The sequence below is a fragment of the Bacteroides gallinarum DSM 18171 = JCM 13658 genome, assembly GCF_000374365.1.
Taxonomy (GTDB): domain Bacteria; phylum Bacteroidota; class Bacteroidia; order Bacteroidales; family Bacteroidaceae; genus Bacteroides; species Bacteroides gallinarum.
Genome location: NZ_KB894153.1, coordinates 20,662 through 39,475, shown reverse-complemented (window position 1 = coordinate 39,475; position 18,814 = coordinate 20,662). Strand labels below are relative to the sequence as shown.

Below are 18,814 nucleotides of genomic sequence, written 5' to 3'. Positions count from 1 at the left end.
AATCCTGTGGATTTTCTTTGGAATACATACGGCAAATGCCGTACTGATGATAGACAAGATCAGGAACAGGACGGTGAAAGCGGCATGATATGATTTTACAGGCAGAGGCAGAAGATGTCTTCAGACTTCTTCCCGAGCGTCATGTCTTGTAGGGTAAGATTGTGTGAGAAATTACAGGAATAGGACTATAAAAATGGCATATGAAGTGAGTATGCTCTATCATCTTCATATGCCATCTTGATTTTTAGGGACATTTACTGAATATCCCTAGGATAATCACATCTGTCCCCAGGCGTAGCTTTTCCTGGTTTTGCGGGTCGGCTATCTGTACGTCCGTTACTTCTCCTTTGCTTTTCTTTATCTGTACGACGCAGGGTTTCAGGGCTTTCACCTTGGTTTTCCCGTTATCGAATGTGCCGGGGGCAAAGAATACGATTTGTAGGATTCCCGGCTGTTCCTTGCTTACGGCTTGCATTTCTGCATCGTTCCGTTCTATTTTTATGTCTTTGGGCGAGTAGGCTTCCAGCTTTTCCGGGTGACTGATGCCCGGAACTACGATGTATGCGTACGAGGCGTCTTGTGGCGATTTTCCGTGGGCAATGACCAGGTTGAATACCGGCAGGCTGATTTCGGTGGCGGGATAATTGAAGTTGATTTTCGCCCAACTGCCTTTTTGCTCTTTCATCCTAAGCTCTATATTGCCCTTTTGCGGGAAGAAGTAAGCGATGCTGTCGTGCCAAATCCATTGCGGAGCCTGCTCGAAGGCGGTTTCTCCCCGGGTGGTCTGCCGGAATGTTTTTCCGGTGTTAATCCATACGTTTCCGTCCAAATGGCATTGGTTGACGGTGGTGAAGATTTCCTCCGGTACATCTGCACAGATGCCGCTGCCCAGGCAGACCACCTCGTTGTCGAACATGAACCATGATTTCCGGGCTTTCACCCCGTAGTCGTCCATTTTGAAGGTCATTACACCGTATTTCCCGTCGGATACTCCACCGGTGAAGGTGCTGCTGCCTTCGGTTCCCCAGTCCACGGGGTTCCGTTTTTCGCCTGCGGGCAGGGTGGTTCCCGGTATCCTGTCCCATTCCCATACGGGGAAGATATCGAAGTACTCGTTGCCGTTGACGCGGATATCGGTGGCGCCGTCGCTTATATAAGTCCCGTATAGGTTCTCGCCGTTTCCGCTCTCGGTCTTGTTGGTGCGCGTGGAGGCGGTACGTACGGAGAAATCGTAATGCTGCCGGTTGTGCAGCATATAGTCCGAGCACTTGTACATGGTATTCCTGTCGGAACGCCGGTAGGATGCGTCTTGGGTAAGGAAACGGCGGGCAATGGCTGCGTATTCGTCGGCATGTCCGGGGTCGAGCGTCTGCAAATTTCGGAATAGGGCGGCGCAGTCTCCGTAGTCCAGTGTTCCCTTGCGGCTGACGCCCCTTCCCGTTACGCTAAAGTCCAGATACCTACCGCGGAATACGTTGAAGTAGGTATTGCGGGTGAAGTCGGAGAACAGGTCGAGCTTTTCCCGGTTCATGGCATATTTCGTTCCGTTGAGGATATTGCCCATGCGCACTATGTTATCGACGAAAACTGTGCCGTATCCGCCTATGTAGAGCTGCGGCCCGTGCTGGTGGTAGGACATGTCCTCTTGTATGCCTTCGCTCTCGACGATTTGTACCGGGTAGAATATCTCGTCGGCATTGACACGCACGATGCTGTCGTTCTTTAGCAAGCAACCTCTTATCAAATGGTGGATAGCGATGTCCATTTTGTTGGCGCCGGTCCATTTGCGCGGGTCGCTCCGTTCGCCCATTGTTTTCAGGATAGGAGCGCAGATTTCGGCAGGGAGCTTTCTCTGTCCCGCATCCATGAGGGCGAGGAGCGAGGCTTGGGTCTGGGGTACGGAGATTTGGTTGTACCACCAGTTGAAGCAGGTAGGGTCTTGTCCGAGCCAGTATCGCAAGGCGGCTTCGACTGCATTGTACAGTATTTCGTTGCCGTAGTAGCGCGACTGCTTGCAGGTATAGGAGGAGGCTATCGTAACCAGGCGTTTCAGATGCTCTACCGGTTCCCAGTTGGTACGGAAGAAGCAGGCATAGTCCAGGTCGTTCCACCTGCCTTCCGGGAGCATGGAGCGTAGCAGCTTTTCTGTATTCCGGTCTGTGTGCTGCGGGTTGGCTTTGGCATATAGCTCCGCACGTACCCGTTCGAGAATCTGTTCGTATTCGTCCTGTGGAGTACTGGAATGGTTTTGGCTCCGTTGTCCGTCGGCAGGATTATAGTAGGCAGGGTAGACCGGAGCTTCATGTTTCACTTCTCCTGCCATTTCTAAGTTGACTACTTCCTTGGCTGCCCTGTTGGTATATACCTCGGCTACGAGGTTGATGCTGTTTTCCATTCTGCCTTCCGGGTGGTAGATTAGCCGTATCGTACCTTGCTCGCCCGGCAGGTAGGCTTTTTCCGACCATTCGGACGAGGTACATCCGCAACCGGTAATGATGTTTTTAATAACCAGGGGCTTGTCACCGGTATTCACGAACCGGAAATCGTGGCTAACGTCTCCGTCCTTTTCCTGGACGGTTCCCCAATTGAATTTAGTCTCTGAAAACGTAATTTCCTGTGCCGGTAACCGGCTGCTCGCTGCCAGTAGCACGAGACTTAAGGTCAGCATTCTTTTCATAATTCGGCAATGAGATTAGATTAGGTAAAAAAAGAGGGACACTACTCCCGGTTCACCGCAGGTTACGCAGATTGGTACAGATTGTTTTTTTATTTGCCGGTTAGTGTAATTTGCCGGTTAGCCCGGTTTTACCGGTCAACCCTGGTTTACCGGTTAGCTTCCGGTATTTTCGGCTATTTACCTATATTGATAATCTGTGTCAGCCTGTGTAATCTGCGGCGAACCGGGGCATGTCCCCGTATGGCTCCGCGAATTTACTCTGCTTCTTCGATAGAGTTATCTATTACTTTGATTTTCTGTTTTATCAGTTCGATGTCGCCTTTCAGTTTTTCCACTTTGCGGTTAAGCTCTGTCAGCAGGCTGTTGCCTTTCTTGGAAGAAGCCGTCAGGAAGCCCAGGTTGTTTTCGTAGGTCTGCAATTCGTTTTTCATGTTTTCGCAGGCACGTACCAGTTTTTCCCGTTCACGGTAGAGCGCTTGCGGGCTGCCTTCCTGGATATTGCTGATAGACGACTTGAAGTTGCTCAGCTTCTTGTTGGAGGCGCTGATATTGAAATGCTCGAACAGCCTGTCTACCTGGCTGTGGTATTGCTTGTAAATCTTGTCTTTCTCCTTGAATGGCACATGTCCTATGCCGTTCCATTCTTTCATCAGGTCGCGAACCGACTGTGTGGCTTCTTCCACATCCATTGTCTCGTCGATAGCGGTGAGTTTTTCGATGATGCCTTTCTTCTTTTCCAGGTTCTCCTGCTCCACGGTGCGTTGCGAGGAGGTCGCTTTGTTTTTCTGTTCGAAGAAGTAATCGCAGGCGGAGATGAACCGCTTCCATACGGCATCCGAATATTTCTTGGCAACGGGACCTATCGTTTTCCATTCCTTCTGGAGCTTGGCAAGTTCCTCTGCCGTCGTTTTCCAGTCGGTGCTGTCTTTCAGGGCTTCCGCTTTCTCGCATAAGGCGCGTTTCTTTTCGAGGTTCTCGTTCATGCCCTCTTTCAGAGACTTGAAGAACTCGCCTTTCTTCTGGAAGAATTCGTCGCAGGCTTTGCGGAAACGCTCGAAAATCTTCACATTCATCTTTTGCGGGGCAAAGCCGATGGTTTTCCATTTGTTTTGCAGGGCGATGATTTCCTGCGTCTTGTTTTCCCAGGAGGCGAAATTGGTGAGCTCGTTGTAGTCGATAGCCTCGATGATTTCGCAAATCACGGTCTTTTGGTCGAGGTTGTGTTGTTCGGTCTCTTTCAGAGCTTCGAAATGTTGCTGGTGGCGGCGGTTTACGGCGGTAGAGGCTGTCTTGAAGCGTGCCCATATCTCGTCGCGCAGCTCTTTGGCTACCGGACCCGTATCGCGGAACTCCTGGTGCAGCTTCTGTAACTGGTGGAAGGCGGAAACTACATCCGGTTCGTCGGCCAGCTTTTCGGCGGCTTCGCAAAGGTGGGTCTTTATTTCGAGGTTTTTCTTGAAGTCGTATTCACGGAATTCGTTGTTCAGCTTCAGGAGGTCGTAGAACTTCTCTACGTACAGTTGGTAGTTCTTCCACAGTTCGTTAATCTTGGCCTGCGGCACGATTTTCACCTCGTTCCATTGCTGTTGCAGTTTCTTGAACTCCGTATAGTTCTTGTTGGCGTCTTCCGGAGATTCCACCAGCTCTTTCAGCTCCTCGATAATGGAAAGCTTGATTTGCAGGTTGAGTTCCTTCAGTTTCTCCTGTTCTGCATTGAGCGCGCTCCTCTTTTCTTTAATGACGGACATGGTATTCTTGAACTCCTCTTCCATAGCATCGGCTTGTGGAACGAACTCTTCGACAGCTCCCCCATTCTCTATGAATTGCTTCTTCGCAGCTTCCTGCTCGGCGTTATGCAGTTTGTAGAAAGCTTGCTTTAAGCTGTCTATTTCCTGCTTGGCCGCATTCTCCACGTCGGCGGCAATCTCTTTCAGCTTATTTAGGATTTCTTCCTTGGTGAGCTTCTGAACTGGTTCGGCCGGCTTGTCTGTCGAGGTTTCTTCAACGGGAGTCTCTGCTGTTGCCGGCTCAGAAACCTCTGTTGTTTTCTTTTCTTCTTCTAATTCCACCGGTTTTTCGGGGAGATTAGTGTCATGAGTGTCCGTCATTTGTATTTACTTTTTAGAAACGGGATACCCCGTTCGGGTTACATTAGGTTACAAATTAATGAAATAAAATGATTACTTCATACTTTTTCGTCGTTTTTTTTCTGTTTTGCCGTTTCAGGCGAGCAGTACGGTGATGCCCATGTACATCATCATGCCGATAATGTCGTTGGTAATGGATATGAACGGGCCGGTGGCGATAGCGGGGTCTACCTTCAGCTTCTCGAGCGTCATCGGAACCAGCGTCCCGAATATGGAGGCGAACATGACGACGGCGAACAGGCTGATAGATACCGAATAGGTAACGGTTGCCGTACCGCCGAACCGTACGAAGTTATAGATATATACCAGTAGGGATATGATAGTGGCGTTGATTACGGCTACTACGGATTCCTTGGCAACCTGCTTGAGCGTGTCTTTTGCGTCCAGGGAACTGTTGGCGAGTCCCTGCACGATGATTGCGGACGACTGGGTTCCCACGTTTCCGCCCGTACCGCCGATTAGCGGGATGTACAGCGCCATTTCGGGGTGTGCGGCAAAGGTCGCATCGAAATTACCCAGTATCATGGAGTTGCCGATACCGCCCAGCATGCCGATAAGCAGCCACGGCAGGCGGGCGGAAGTTTGCCGCATGACGTTGTCGTCCGTCTCCACGTCTTGCGACAGACCGGATGCCAACTGGTAGTCGCGTTCCGACTGCTCGCGCACTTCGTCCATGACGTCGTCTACGGTGATTTGCCCCACCAGGCGCCCTATGCTGTCTACAACGGGAACCGCCACCAAGTCGTATTTCTCGATAATCTGCACCACTTCGTCCGTGGGGGTATCTACGTGGACGGAGATAGGGTCTTTCTTCATCACGTGTTTCACCTTGGACACGGAAGGGGAGGTTATCATCTTCTTCAGCGGGAATACGCCTTGCAAGCGCTCGTCGTCGTCGATGACGTATACGTAGTAGATTTCGTCCAACTGCTCGGCCTGCAGGCGCATCTCTTTCAGACATTCCGGCATACTCCAGTTCTCATTGACGGTCACCATTTCCGTGCCCATTAAACCGCCGGCGGTGTCCTCGTCGTATTTCAGCAGGTCTACGATGTCTCCCGCCTGCTCTATGTCTTCGATGTGCGAGAGGACTTCTTCCTTTTTTTCTTCGTCGAGGTCGCGCATCAGGTCTACGGCATCGTCCGTATCCATGTAGTCCACGAACCGCTTGGCAATGGTTTCCGAGGGCAGGAGTTCCAGGAATTCCTTCCGGACGTCTTCGTCCATTTCCACCAGTACGTCGGCGGCTGTCTCGTTGTCGAGAAGCCGGTAAACGAAGCGTGCCTCTTCGGGTGCAAGGTCGTTGCACAGTTCGGCGATATCTGCCGGATGCAGGTCGGTGAGGAGCGTCTTGACATTTTCCGCGTCTTTCTGCTCTATAAAGCTCTTGACTTTATCTATGTATTCTTCGTCTATTTCCATAACCTTCGTTGTTGAAAAACGGAACTATATACTGTCTGCTTGTATCATTTCCCTTTTCAGGGGCACTTGCTGCAACCGGCGGTTAGCGCCGCTTCCACCCGGTTGGTCAGCTCGATGAACTCCTGCACGGAAAGCTGTTCGGGACGTTTGTTGAAAAGGGCGTCCTCCGTCAGCGGACAGTCTTTGCCGAGTATCGGTTTTATGGAGTTGCGCAGGGTTTTCCGGCGCTGGTTGAACGTGGTTTTCACAACTTGCCTGAACAGCTTCTCGTCGCACCCTAGTTGCTGCGTCCCGTTGCGCGTCATGCGGATAACGGCACTTTTCACCTTGGGAGGCGGGTTGAATACGTGTTCGTGTACGGTAAAGAGGTATTCCACGCGATACCATGCCTGTATCAGTACGCTCAGGATGCCGTATGTCTTGCTGCCCGGACCGGCGGCGATGCGCTCGGCCACCTCTTTCTGTATCATACCCGTACAGCACGGAATCAGGTCTTTGTTGTCCAGCATCTTGAAAAATATCTGGCTGGATATATTATAGGGATAGTTACCCGTAAGCACGAAAGGCTGCCCGTCGAACAGGCGGTGCAGGTTCATTTTCAGGAAATCGTCCTCTATGATGTGCTCCTCCAGTTGCGGATAGGCTTCCCGCAGGTAGGCCACCGATTCGTAATCCACTTCTACGACTTTCACCGGACGTTCCTTAGGTAAAAGAAATTGCGTCAGTACCCCCATGCCCGGCCCTACCTCCAGTATCGGGAGTCCGGGGCAGGCATCTACGGTATCGGCGATGTCCTGTGCCACTTTCAGGTCTTTCAGGAAGTGCTGGCCGAGAAACTTTTTAGGTTTAACTAATCTCATGTATCAACTAAATCGTTACTTTTGCGGTTCAAAGGTAATCCTTTTCGGCGAATTACGAGTTACAAATCACAAATTACGACGCGTGCCGGACGAATTTTAAGGGAAAACGATGAATAAGATAATAAAAAAGACATTGAAAATCGTGTTGCCCATTCTGCTGGGTGCTTTTATCCTGTACTGGGTGTATCGTGATTTCGATTTCGGACGCGTGGAGGAGGTGTTGCGGCACGGCACGCATTGGAGCTGGATGCTGTTTTCGCTGTTCTTCGGCGTAATGAGCCATGTGTTCCGCGGGTGGCGCTGGCGGCAGACGCTGGAACCGTTGGGGGCTTATCCCAAAAGGGGCGACTGCGTGGATGCCATATTCATCTCCTATGCCACCAACTTGATATTGCCCCGTGTGGGCGAGGTGTCGCGTTGCGGAGCCCTTGCCAAGTACGATGATGTTTCGTTTTCACACTCCTTGGGTACTGTCGTGACCGAGCGGCTGGTAGATACTTTGTGCATCCTCCTGATTACGGGGATTACATTTCTTGCGGAGATGCCCGTATTTTTCCGTTTCTTTCAGGAAACCGGAACGAAAATCCCCTCGCTGGTGCATCTGCTGGCATCCCCTTGGTTCTACGTTTCCCTGTTCTGCGTAATCGGTGTGCTGGTGCTTGCGTATTACCTGATGCGGATGCTTTCTTTTTTCGAGAAAGTGAAAGGAGTCGTGCTGAATGTATGCGAGGGGGTGATGTCGCTTCGTAATGTAAGGAATATCCCGCTGTTCGTTCTCTATACCTTACTTATATGGGCGTGTTACTTCTATCATTTCTACCTTACCTTTTATTGCTTCTCCTTTACGGAACATCTCAGTTTCCAGGCGGCAATGGTGATGTTCGTGGGCGGAACGTTTGCCGTAATCGTTCCTACGCCCAACGGAGCCGGTCCCTGGCATTTTGCCGTTATCACCATGATGATGATGTATGGGGTGAGCGCTACGGATGCAGGCGTCTTTGCGCTGATAGTGCACGGCATCCAGACCCTGCTGGTCGTGGTGCTCGGCATCTACGGCGGGTTGCACCTTTCGTTGGCGAACCGTCCTAAATAATCACCGGGACAGTGAACCGGGCATGCTTGTCCGGTATGCGGAAAATACGAATTTCATACGTCGGTTGTAGGCTATTTGCGGAAAATGGTTATTTTTGCATACAGAACATCTGATATTTATGAAAAAAGCAGCGAACTCTTTGATAGCGGCCGTGGCATTGTTGGCATTGTCCGCCTACGCCGATGCGCAGTCGTTACGGAAAATACTGGAACGCCCCGTCAACATCGTAAGGTCGGAGTGGGAGTACGACGACGACAGAAACCTCGAGTTGAATTATTACAACGAGGATTACTGCAACTACTACCTTTACCGTGTCAACGACGACTCTTACAGCCTGAAGCCCGGCAAGAACACGATTTTCAAGAGAATGAAGAATGCCCGGTACGATAATTTTTTCGACAACCCCACTACTTATATGTTTTTCCGCGGGAATTTTCCGAAAGACTTCAAGATAGATACGCCCTATGCCTTTCCGGTGAAAAGCGGCAGGCGTACTGCCTGGCGGACAGACAGGCGCGAGTCTCTCCGGACATTGCAGTTTCGTATGGTGCCGGGCGATACCGTTTATGCCACCCGTAGCGGTATTGCCTGCTGCACGGTGTTGTCGCGCCAACTGCTTATATGCCATGCCGACTACACTTTTGCGGCTTATCTGGCTATGCACGAGAACTTCATTACCCCCGGCGAGAAAGTGCGTACGGGGCAGCCTGTCGGGATAGCCGGGCCTACGGGAGTTTCCGTTTCCTTCTTTTTCCTCGATAAGAACAAGTTCGACGGGCTGGAGGCTGCCGGGTATGCTTATTCGCATTTTACACCGGTGTTCCGCACTACGGAGGGCGATGTAAAGCCTGTGGAAAGGAAGATGTACACTGCACTCGTAGACGACGGGCTTGTCATGCTGGATATGAGTAAGCGCGAACAGAAGAAATATCTGAAAAACAAGAAATGATATGAAACGCCCATTGCTCCTTTGCTTGATACTCGTTGCCTGCTGCGGTACTTTCGCACAGAACTTGCGGATAAGCTATGCCGGAAACCCGCTTCCGGAAAAGGACAAGGCCTGGATAGAACGCTTTCTGGCATTCGAACTCGAGTTCTATGCACGGTTCGGCTTGAAAGACACTACCGACCTGAAACTGACTGTTTTCGAGAAAAGACAGGACGCCTGGGACTATCTGGATAGTATAAAAGTGAGACTGTCCTCTTTGCAGACCGCCGGACTATATATTCCCAGCAGGAAAGAAGCGGTTGTGTTGGGGCGTGAGAAGTGGCGCGAACAAAGCTCGAAGGTGATAATTCACGAGCTGGCACACCATTTAAGCCGCCAGGCCATAAAAAGGCTGCCGGGGTGGCTCAACGAAGGACTGTCCGAGTATTTCGAACATTGCGAGCTGGGAAAGAAAGGGCTGAAACACACCTTCGGAACCTATGAGCGCGGGCGGATGCGCACCATGTATATGTTGGGCGAAGTAGACCTGAAATCGTTTATAGACAATACCCACGGCGATTTTCATAAAAAGCTGCTCACGGATGAATCCTATGCCTACGTCCTGTCCCATGCACTTGTAACGTTCGGGCTTGAAGTCGCTGAAAAGGAATTTATGGAGAATTTTATCGCCTTGCTGAACAAGGAAGTGAAAGGCGTCCGTTATTCACAGCTTATAGGCTACATCTATCCCGGAGGCTTCGTGCAGTTCGAGCATGACTTTGCCGATTTTTGCAATTCCGATTAGGAGGATATTGAAAAATAACTCTTATATTTGCGAAAACAACTTTTATAATTATGAGTACAATCTTACAGTTGGCTCCACAAAATGTGTGGAAGCATTTCTATTCGCTCACTCAGATACCCCGTCCGTCCGGACATATGGAGAAAATAACTGAGTTTCTTGTAAATTTCGGTAAGGGTTTGGGCTTGGAATCGTTTGTCGATGAAGTAGGTAATGTGATTATCCGCAAACCAGCCACTCCGGGTATGGAAAACCGCAAAGGCGTCATCCTTCAGGCACACATGGACATGGTTCCGCAGAAGAACAACGATACCGTTCACGATTTTACGAAAGACCCCATTGAAACCTATATCGACGGCGACTGGGTAAAGGCAAAAGGCACTACGCTAGGCGCCGACGACGGCTTGGGCGTAGCTGCCATTATGGCTGTGCTCGAGGCGAAAGACCTGAAACACGGTCCGCTGGAAGCATTGATTACTAAGGATGAGGAAACGGGTATGTACGGCGCTTTCGGCTTGAAGCCCGGTACGCTGCAAGGCGAGATTTTGCTGAATCTCGATTCGGAAGATGAAGGAGAGCTGTACATCGGCTGTGCGGGTGGCATTGACATCACAGCTACGCTGGAATATAAGGAAGAAGCGCCCGCTGCCGATTTGGTAGCCCGCAAGATAGTTCTGAAAGGCTTGCGCGGCGGACACTCCGGGCTGGAAATCAACCAGGGGCGCGGTAATGCCAATAAGTTGCTTGCCCGTGTCGTACACGATTTGCTGGTGGAGTTCGACTGCCGGCTGTCGGGTTTCGAAGGCGGCAATATGCGCAACGCCATTCCGCGCGAGGCACATGCCGTCCTCGTATTCAATCCCGAAGACATCGACGGACTGGAGGAGTATATCAAAGAGTACGAGGCACAGATTAACGAAGAATATACGCCGATTGAAGAAGGCATTACCCTGACGCTGGAAAACGCCGACCTGCCTGCCGCCATTGTTCCCGAGGAAATCCAGGACAATATGATTAGCGTACTTATGGCCTGCCAGAACGGTGTGATGCGTATGATACCCACGGTTCCCGATACGGTGGAAACCTCTTCCAACCTGGCCATTGTAACGATTGGGGGCGGTAAGGCGGATATCCGCATCCTTGCCCGCAGCTCTTGTGATACGATGAAAGACTTCCTGGCAGACAGCCTTACGGCATGTTTCTCTATGGCAGGGATGAAGGTAGAGCTGAGCGGCGGCTATTCGGGTTGGCAGCCCAATGTGGATTCTCCGATTCTGCATGCCATGAAGTCGTCCTATCAACAGCAGTTCGGTGTAGAACCTGCCGTGAAGGTAATCCATGCAGGGCTGGAATGCGGCATTATCGGCGCTAACTGTCCGGGACTCGATATGATTTCCTTCGGACCTACATTGCGTTCGCCGCACTCGCCGGATGAACGCGCATACATTCCGTCCGTAACGAAGTTCTACGACTTCCTAGTTGCGACATTGGAACAGACTCCGGGTAAATAACCGCTTTTCCTATATAATAAGGTATATATCCTTAAGATATGCATCTTTAAAGATATACGTCTTTTAGATTCGGCTACGCGGGTTACACGCATTTCCACGGTTGGTTTTAAGCCAGTCCGCGGTTTGCGTGTAATCCGCGTTTCCGTTTCCGTACCGTAACCGGCCGCCCTTTACCAGGGTATATTACCTGCTTATAACTGCCATTTTGTCTCCTGCCTGTCATAATTGCTTCGCTGCACTGCCATTCCGTTCCTTACTCCTGTTGTAATTTCAGAAAAAATTGATTTAGGTCAAGAAATGTGTTATAAAACATGTTTTTCTATATAAAACCACTTGCTATCTTGAACAAAGGCTCTATTTTTGTGTTGTAAAACATAGAAATGATAGGATAACAAGTTATTTTAAGAGTAACAAGATTGATTTTAGGAGGATAACAAAATGAAAAAATTGAGAAAATTGTTCAGACATTTCGGCGAGGCCGATAAGAACATCTGGGGTTATGTAATGCTTTAAGCATTCGCCCCCTTTTTAGAGAAGAGACAAGTTTAGTTTTCAGTTTTCAAGGTGTTAGTTTAATTTTTTAAGGTTATGAAAAAGAAGATTATGAGTTCATTCAGACGCATCCTCGCAGAGGTAGGTCGTAATGAGATGTTGATGATGGGATACACCATCAAGAAGTAAAGAAAAAAATGTTTTCAGGGTATTCAGTTTAATTTTTAGGATTATGAAAAAGAAGATTGTAAATTCATTCAAGGAAGTACTTGCCAAAGTCGGCGAGAACTGGGTTGAAGCTATGAAGTATTATAACTACCCGAGATGAGTGTAGTAAGCGAATAAGGGGAGGCTATGCCAAAACTCTTTTTTTACCACAGATTGTACAGATTATCACGGATTTCCTATCTTGATAATCAATTATTTAAATTCAATCTATGAAAATCTGTGCTAATCAGTGCAATCTGTGGTGAGTTTTGACATATCCTCCCTTTTTTTGAGGCACGGTTTATACGGAAAACCGCGTACGGAGAGCTACGAGCGCCGCACGTATCCGTATAAATCGTGCCTTATCATAATATTTATCTTTCTTATAATCATATATTTATCCTTATCATAATCTTTATCCTTATCCTTATCATATCTTTATTCGTATCGTATATTTATCCGTATATGGAGCGGGCTGTTTCTTCGTTCGGGCACTTCCGCTTTCTCATTTTTCCCGTTTTCCCACGGCAGCGCTATTGTCAGCATATGCTTTGTTTCTTTATTTTTTCTAAAAAGTCGGCACAACGTAGCTACTTATTTGTTATTTTTGTTTTTAGCCTTCAATAACTGCTGCCCGGAAAGAGGGGCGTAAACACCTTCTGTAAAGAACAAAAACTAAAAAACGATAGAATAGCCATGAAAAGATTCCAAAGAATTTGTACGTTGTTTCTGCTGATGATTGGCATGTGCCTGTCCGCCTTGCACGCCCAGTCGTATGATAAATTGTGGAAACAGGTAGAACAGGCACAAAAGAAAAGCCTGCCGCAAACCGTAGTGAAGCTGACGGAGGATATTTACCGGAAAGCCAGTCGGGAGAAGAACGCTCCCCAGATGCTGAAGGCCTATATCAGCCGGGAAGCCTACCGGGAAATGCTGACGCCGGACAGCCTGTACACGAACCTTAAGAACCTGGAAAACTGGGTACAGTCGGAACCCGACCCGGTGAACAAGGCTATTCTGCATTCGCTGCTTGCACGCGAGTACGCCGATTATATGCGGAATAACCGGCAACTGCTGTCGGGACGTACGGCTTTGGATACGGACGATGCCCCTGCCGATATCCGGGAGTGGAGTATCAATCTGTTCTTGGCTAAAATTGACAAGCATAACCGCGCCTCGTTGCAGGACTCCGTCCGCCTGCTTGAAACCCGCTCCGAGGCATACGTACCTTTTGTCGTGCTGGAAGACGGAAGCCGTTTCTACCGGCACGATATGTACCATTTGCTGGCAGGGCGGGCGGTCGCTACCTACCGGTTGCTGGACGGTTTCCAGGCAGACTCGTTGCAGCGTACCCGTATCACCGGCATATATACCGGGATGATAGACGCTTACCGGCATCGTACCGGGGCGGAAGATGCCGTAGTGCTGGCTACGCTCGATTATTGGAAATGGAGAACGACGGGCGGCATCAGCCGTACCCCCTACGCCACTTACCGCGAGCGGAAAGAACAGTTCGGCAAGGAATACCTCCGGGTACTGGACAACCTGATTGGAGAATACGGAACCCGGGAAGTTTGTGCCGAGGCATATATCGGTAAAGCCGCCTGGCTCCGCAGCTTGGGAGAAACCCATACGGACGATGCCCTGCAAACCTGCGATGAAGGAATAAAACGCTACCCCTCCTATAAACGCATCGACGAACTGCGTAATATACGGGAAGCTATCCTGCAACCCTATCTGGATATCGATACCCGGAGCAGCATATACCCCGGCGACTCGCTGAAACTCGATGTGAGCTGTCGCAACCTGAAAGGCTTTACACTCAACCTGTACCGTACAGACCTGTCCGAGGCTCCCCGTACGGATACCGGGATAAACAAAACCTTCTACCGGAGGCATGCCCGGAAGCTGTCCGCCACCCATTTCGACATGGACTCCCTGATGCAAGACAACGGAAAAGCGGGAGAGGGAGCAAGCACCTTGCGACGTACAGATTTGAAACTGTATGTGCCTGACAGTCCGGGCGTTTACGTACTGCAAGTCGTACCCGATGCACCGGCGCGTGCGGAAGAACATTTCATCGTCTCGACCCGTTTTAAAGTGCTGACACTCTCCCTGCCGGACAATAAAATGGAAGTAGTGACGGTAGACGGCCGTAGCGGGCAGCCGATTGCCGGCGCAAAGGTCAGCTTTTATTCCGCCTACGACGGAGACACCCGGAAAGAACTGGCAACTGCCGTAACCGATGCCGGCGGAAAGGCAGTCGTAGAGTGGAACCGGGCTATCCGCAGCTATGTGGCACGCAAGGGGGAAGATACCGCCATGCTGCCCCAGAGCATCTACCGGAACAACTATTACAAACGTGGCGAGCAGCGTCCGGAAGAACACATCAGCCTGCTTACAGACCGCTTTCTGTACCGTCCCGGGCAGACCGTCTACGTAAAAGGTATCTCTTATGAGCAGGCTGCCGATACAGCCTATGTACTTGCCGGAAAAGACTACCGTGTGCGCCTGCTGGATACAAACCGGAAAGAACTGGCACAGAAAGAGGTAAGCACCAACGAGTTCGGCTCTTTTACAACGGATTTCGTGCTGCCTACGGTCTGCCTGAACGGTAATTTTGCCATTGAAGTAGAGAATACGGCATCCGTATCCGTGCGGGTGGAAGAATACAAGCGCCCCACTTTCGAGATTACTTTCAATCCGGTGAAACAAGCCTTCATCCTGGGAGATACGGTCGATGTTACCGGCACAGTCAAGTCCTATAACGGGGCGGCAATCCAGGACGTGCCGTTGGCATATACCATTACACGGTACAATTACTGGAGAGGCTGGGGACAGCCGTCCGTGCCGCTTGTCTCGGACACGGTACGGCTGGATGCCCGGGGCAATTTCTCCATTCCCGCTTTCCTGAAACCCGAAACCGGTGCGACTGCTCCGGGCGAGGACGGTTTCTCATGGACAACAGCCCAAGATACACGTTTCTCCTACCGGATAGAAGTATCGGTAACGGGAGATGCCGGCGAAACGCAGACCTCGCAGTACAGCCTGAGCGCCACCCGGCAACCCTATCTGTTTATGTCCGATGTTGCCCAGAAGCTATGCAAGGAAGATACCCTCTCGGGAACGCTGACCGTAATGAATACCGCTAACCAGGTACTGCCGGTAAACGGGATATGCCGCCTCTATCCGATTGCCGATACCCAGGCGGGCAAGCCGTCCGGTAAGCCGGTTTACGAAAGCACGTTCACATCGGGAGAGGTAAAGGATTTCGCGGCATGGAAGCAACTGCCGTCGGGAGAATACCGCCTCGTCCTGTCGGTGTGCGACCGTAACGGTAAGGAATATACCAATGCGGACAGCAAAGTGGATATCGTACTGTTTTCATCTGCCGACACACATCCGGCTGTATTTATGAATACCTTCCTCTATGAAGAAAACATGGAGTTCGACGCCGCTCATCCGGCAGTATTCTACTTCGGGACTTCCCATAAGGACACATACGTCCTGGTAGATATCTTCGGGCAGAAAGGAAGGTTGGAAAGCCGCACCCTGTCGCTGAACGATTCGATTCTCCGTATGGAATACCCATACCGGGAAGAATACGGCGACGGAATAGCCGTGCAGCTTGCCTTCGTCAAGAACGGACAGTTGTACGACCGTCGGGTAGAGCTGCGTAAACGCCTGCCCGAACGGACGTTGGATATGAAATGGGAAGTATTCCGCGACCGCTTGCGTCCGGGGCAGGAAGAAGAGTGGAAACTGATAGTCAAGACGCCGCAAGGCTTCCCGGCCGCAGCCGAGGTGCTGGCAATGATGTACGATGCATCGTTAGACCGCATCTACCACCGCTACCAGTCGTTGGAAGTCTATTACGACCGCTATATCCCCTATTTCTACTGGAACCTCAACAGCGACTACAACAAAGGCTACAATCCCCGTTTCTCGCTCAAGTCATGGAGAGTGCCCTCCTGGAGTTCCGATTACTTCTATTCCCCCTATGACGGAGTGACGGAAGCGTTGCAGATAGTAAGCCGCGATGAAATATCCGGAGTCGGGGTTATCGGGTACGGCACTGCACGGAATAAGGCGATGACGGGTAGCATGCGGATACGCGGCACTGCCCAAACAAAGAGCGCCGCACTCGCCGCTGCCGAAGAAACCGGACAGGTAGTCGAGGTGAACTACGTCCCGGTACAGTCCGGAGAAGGAGTAGCGGATGCCGTTTTCGAGTCGGAAACCGTTCCCCTCGATGCACAAACATTGCAGCCGGTTGCCGGCTTGCGCACCAACTTCGCGGAAACCGCCTTCTTCTATCCCCAGTTACGCACCAACGAGCAGGGAGAAGTAGCCTTCTCCTTCACTATGCCGCAGAGCCTGACACGTTGGAATTTCCGCAGCTACTCCCATACCAAAGACATGATGACAGGCAAGCTCGACGCCACCGCCGTTACCGCCAAAGAATTCATGCTCACCCCGAATATGCCGCGCTTCGTGCGGGTAGGAGACCGGACACAGATAGCTGCAAGCATCGCCAACCTTACAGATAAGGCAGTCAAAGGCACAGCCGTGCTCACCCTCTTCGAGCCGGCTACGGAGAAAGTCATCGCCACCCAACGTCGTAAATTCTCGGTAGATGCCGGAAAGACGGCAGCCGTAGAGTTCCGCTTCGAGGTTACCGGCCGTTACGATTTGCTGGGCGTCCGTATCGTTGCCGACGGCGGCACATTCAGCGACGGCGAGCAACACCTGCTACCCGTATTGAGCGATAAGGTATATATCACGGAAACCCTTGCTATACCCGTGCGCGGCAAGGAAACGCGCACTTTCACGCTGGACAGCCTTTTCAACGACAACAGCCGTACGGCAACCGACCGCCGCCTGACAGTGGAATTTACCAGCAACCCGGCATGGTACGCCGTGCAAGCGCTGCCCGTGCTGAGCCAGCCCGCTACGGACAACGCCGTTTCCTGGGCAACCGCTTTCTATGCCAACACGCTGGCAGGCTATATCGCCGGTAGCCAGCCGCGTATCCGGGCGATATTCGATGCCTGGCGCTCATTGGGCGGGAGCAAAGAAACCTTCCTCAGCCAGTTGGAGAAAAACCAAGATGTGAAGAACATTCTGCTGGACGAGTCGCCCTGGCTGCTGGAAGCCACTACCGAGGCCGAACAACAGCAGCGCATCGCCACCCTGTTCGATATAAACCAGTCGGAATACCGCAATATGTCAGCCTTGCTCAAACTGAAAGAACTGCAAGGCAGCGACGGCTCCTGGAGCTGGTTCGGCGGCATGTCCGGCAGCCGCCATATAACAGCCTATATCACCGGGCTGCTCGTCCGCCTTCCCCTGCTTACGGGTAAGGAACTCCCGGAAGAAGCGGCGGAGATGAGAAGCAAGGCATTCGGCTACCTGAATAAAGAAGCACTGGAAGAATACCGCGCTATCCGCAAGGCGGAGAAGAACGGAAGCAAGATTACCGTCTTGCCGGACGCCGTTATGGAATACCTCTACCTGGTAGCTCTCGGTTCGGAGAAACCCTCCGGCGAGTATGCCGTAGCGCACAGCTACTTCCTTACCAAGTTGGGAGGCAACCTCGAAAGCGGCACGATGCTGTGCAAGGCGCAGACAGCCGTTATCCTGCAAGCAGCAGGACGCAAGGCAGAGGCAGACGAGTTCATAGCCTCCATAAAAGAACACCTTGTGCAAACAGACGAAATGGGAGCATATTTCGCTTTCCATGCCAACCCCTACACCTGGGGCATGATGCCCGTTCCCGTCCATGTGGCGGTAATGGACGCATTGCGCAGGGCAGGCGGCAACGACGCCCTGGTGGAAGAAATGAAACTATGGCTGCTGAAACAGAAGCAGACCACCGCCTGGAACTCTCCGGTAGCTACCGCCGATGCAGTCTATGCACTGCTTTGTCAGGGCAGCAACCTGCTGGAAAACGAAGGAGACGTCCGCATCGTTTTGGGCAAGAAAGTATTGGAAACACGCTCGCCTGCCAAAGAAGCTGTACCGGGATTAGGCTACCTCAAGGAAGTATTCGTAGAAGGCAGCCCCGAGCTGAAAGCGAAGTCCGTTACCGTAGAGAAACGGGATGCGGGTATTGCCTGGGGAGCAGTCTACGCCCAATACCTGTCGCCCATAGCCGATGTGAAGCAACAAGGCGGCGAGCTGAACGTCGAAAAGAAACTGTTCGTAGAACGCATTTCTGCCGGCGGACAAAAGTCCTTGCAGCCGTTGACCGCCGCTACACGGCTCTCCGTGGGCGATAAAGTCGTTTCCCGGCTCACTATCCGCCTGGAGCGCGCCATGGACTTCATCCAGTTGAAAGACCAGCGCGGCGCCTGTTTCGAGCCTGCCGGCCAGCTTTCGGGCTATCGTTGGAGCAACGGGTTCGGCTATTATGTAGAAGTGGAAGATGCCGCCGCCAACTTCTTCTTCGACCATTTGGGCAAGGGCGTCTATGTGCTGGAACATAGCTACCGGGTTGCCAGAGGCGGTACGTACGAAACCGGACTGGCTACCGTACAATGTGCCTATGCGCCCGAATACGCGTCCCACTCTACGGGAGGGAGCGTTACAATCGAGTAAGGCAAACAGGGTTTCCCGGCAGCCGAATGTTTATAGGTTATAAAAAGCGGGAAGAAAATCTGCGTATCTCGCTTA

General features: G+C 51.4%; 9 protein-coding genes. 5 read left to right on the top strand and 4 right to left on the bottom strand.

The window, feature by feature from the left end:
- Positions 1 to 244: 244 nt before the first annotated feature.
- From C233_RS0117160 to rsmA, 4 genes are all read right to left on the bottom strand, one after another.
- The gene (locus tag C233_RS0117160; protein ID WP_018668783.1) at positions 245 to 2,677 is read right to left on the bottom strand and encodes a polysaccharide lyase family 8 super-sandwich domain-containing protein; all 2,433 of its coding nucleotides are present in this window, start codon (positions 2,675 to 2,677) and stop codon (positions 245 to 247) included.
- A 254-nt stretch (positions 2,678 to 2,931) separates the two neighbouring features.
- Positions 2,932 to 4,785 (bottom strand): DUF349 domain-containing protein, encoded by a 1,854-nt coding sequence (locus tag C233_RS0117155; protein WP_018668782.1) that lies wholly within the window; start codon positions 4,783 to 4,785, stop codon positions 2,932 to 2,934.
- Positions 4,786 to 4,899: 114 nt separating this feature from the next.
- The gene (gene mgtE, locus C233_RS0117150; RefSeq protein ID WP_018668781.1) at positions 4,900 to 6,246 is read right to left on the bottom strand and encodes a magnesium transporter; all 1,347 of its coding nucleotides are present in this window, start codon (positions 6,244 to 6,246) and stop codon (positions 4,900 to 4,902) included.
- Between the two features lie 56 nt (positions 6,247 to 6,302).
- The gene (gene rsmA / locus C233_RS0117145; RefSeq protein WP_018668780.1) at positions 6,303 to 7,106 is read right to left on the bottom strand and encodes a 16S rRNA (adenine(1518)-N(6)/adenine(1519)-N(6))-dimethyltransferase RsmA; all 804 of its coding nucleotides are present in this window, start codon (positions 7,104 to 7,106) and stop codon (positions 6,303 to 6,305) included.
- A gap of 109 nt (positions 7,107 to 7,215) precedes the next feature.
- Between rsmA and C233_RS0117140 the strand changes: the two genes are divergently transcribed.
- From C233_RS0117140 to C233_RS0117115, 5 genes are all read left to right on the top strand, one after another.
- Positions 7,216 to 8,199 (top strand): lysylphosphatidylglycerol synthase transmembrane domain-containing protein, encoded by a 984-nt coding sequence (locus C233_RS0117140; protein ID WP_018668779.1) that lies wholly within the window; start codon positions 7,216 to 7,218, stop codon positions 8,197 to 8,199.
- Between the two features lie 118 nt (positions 8,200 to 8,317).
- Positions 8,318 to 9,148, top strand: a complete 831-nt coding sequence (locus C233_RS0117135; protein ID WP_018668778.1) for a M23 family metallopeptidase — start codon at positions 8,318 to 8,320, stop codon at positions 9,146 to 9,148.
- A 1-nt stretch (position 9,149) separates the two neighbouring features.
- A complete protein-coding gene (locus C233_RS0117130) occupies positions 9,150 to 9,932 on the top strand; it encodes a hypothetical protein (protein ID WP_018668777.1) in 783 nt (260 codons plus the stop codon).
- Positions 9,933 to 9,982: 50 nt separating this feature from the next.
- Positions 9,983 to 11,440, top strand: a complete 1,458-nt coding sequence (locus tag C233_RS0117125; protein ID WP_026314903.1) for an aminoacyl-histidine dipeptidase — start codon at positions 9,983 to 9,985, stop codon at positions 11,438 to 11,440.
- Between the two features lie 1,395 nt (positions 11,441 to 12,835).
- Entirely contained in the window at positions 12,836 to 18,739 is a 5,904-nt protein-coding gene (locus tag C233_RS0117115; RefSeq protein WP_026314902.1) for an alpha-2-macroglobulin family protein, read from the top strand.
- Positions 18,740 to 18,814 lie beyond the last annotated feature (75 nt).